Origin of the sequence: Microbacterium resistens NBRC 103078 (genome assembly GCF_001552355.1) — a bacterium.
Classification (GTDB): Bacteria; Actinomycetota; Actinomycetes; order Actinomycetales; family Microbacteriaceae; genus Microbacterium; species Microbacterium resistens.
The window spans coordinates 1-876 of record NZ_BCRA01000186.1; the positions used below are offsets into that span (position 1 = coordinate 1).

Consider the following 876-nt stretch of genomic DNA (forward strand, 5'->3'; position numbering starts at 1 on the left):
CGGCCTCGTCCGACGCGCTGGCATCGGGCCTGGCGGGAGCCGACCGAAGGACGGCGGGGGACCGCGCGACAGACGAGGCCATCGCGCAGCGGACCGACCCCACACCGCGCCCCCGGGTCACCGCGTTTCGACTCGTCGCTGCGCTCCTCGCTCAACGACCAAGAACCGCCACCGCGTTTCGTCTCGTCGCGGCGCCTCGCTCAACGACCGGGAACCGCCACCGCGAACGCCCGCGGGGTCAGCGCGGGAGCGGCACCTCGATCAGCTGAGGACCGGAGACCGGGGCGGTCAGCGCCTGGTCCAGCGTCGGGCGGGTGGTGATGCGCCGGTAGTCCCAGCCGTAAGCGGCGGCCAGGTGTTCGAGACCGGTGCTCTGCGGCGTGTAGAAGACGCGGTCCAGATCCGCGGCGGGCGCCGACGCGGCCACCTCCAGACCGTCGAAGATGGTGCCTCCGCCGTCGTTTCCGACGACGACCTGGATCCGCGGCGCGGGCTCGTCGGCGGGCAGCAGGAGCGCGCCGACGTCGTGCAGGAACGCCAGGTCGCCGAGGAGCACGCGCGTGACACCGGCGGCCCCCGCCGCCTGGCTCGCGAGGGCGATCCCGGTGGCGGTGGCGATCGTGCCGTCGATCCCCGCGAGGCCCCGGTTGGCGTGCACGGGGACGCGCTTGCCGCCGAGCACCGCGTCCGCGACCCGCACCAGTCGGGACGACCCGAACATCAGCCGGTCGTGCGGCCAGGTCGCGCGCCAGACCGCATCCACGAGAAGCTCCCGGTCCAGCGGGCGGCGGACGGCGTCGAGCTCCGCCCGCACCGCGCCCAGCCGGGCGGCGGCGTCCGTGGAGAACAGCCCCGCCTGATCCGGGGCGGGCGCGT

The 876-nt window shown here is 75.3% G+C and carries 1 pseudogene; it reads right to left on the minus strand.

Annotated features, from left to right (window positions below):
* Nucleotides 1-238 precede the first annotated feature (238 nt).
* Nucleotides 239-876, minus strand: a pseudogene (locus MR1_RS20305) (thiamine pyrophosphate-binding protein); the annotation flags it as partial.